This window comes from Adlercreutzia equolifaciens, assembly GCF_029076695.1.
In the GTDB taxonomy this organism is placed as follows: Bacteria; Actinomycetota; Coriobacteriia; order Coriobacteriales; family Eggerthellaceae; genus Adlercreutzia; species Adlercreutzia equolifaciens_A.
Genome location: NZ_JARFIK010000507.1, coordinates 1 through 294, shown reverse-complemented (window position 1 = coordinate 294; position 294 = coordinate 1). Strand labels below are relative to the sequence as shown.

The 294-nt window shown below is 39.1% G+C and carries 1 pseudogene; it reads right to left on the bottom strand.

Features of this window, described 5'->3' with window-relative positions:
* Nucleotides 1-294: pseudogene (locus PZH32_RS13395) on the bottom strand (phosphoribosylaminoimidazolecarboxamide formyltransferase); the annotation flags it as partial.

The following is a 294-nucleotide window of genomic DNA, read 5'->3' as shown; positions in this document are numbered from 1 at the left end:
CCGGAATAACTTTATTCTCAGTCACAACATTAGAGAAGAAATCTTTATCAATATGAAGTTCATTCCTTCCCTGTTCAAAAGTAATTCCGAAGACCTCTTTATGTTCAAGCGGAGCCGGAACATAATCCGGATCGATCTGAATGATATTATAATTTCCTTTTTTCTTCTGCTTCAGAAGTTCCAAAGCTTCCGGTTCGTATCCAGGTGCGATCACTCCATCTGAAACTTCTCGCTTGATCAGTCTTGCCGTATCTACATCACATACGTCTGACAAAGAAATGAAATCTCCAAAAG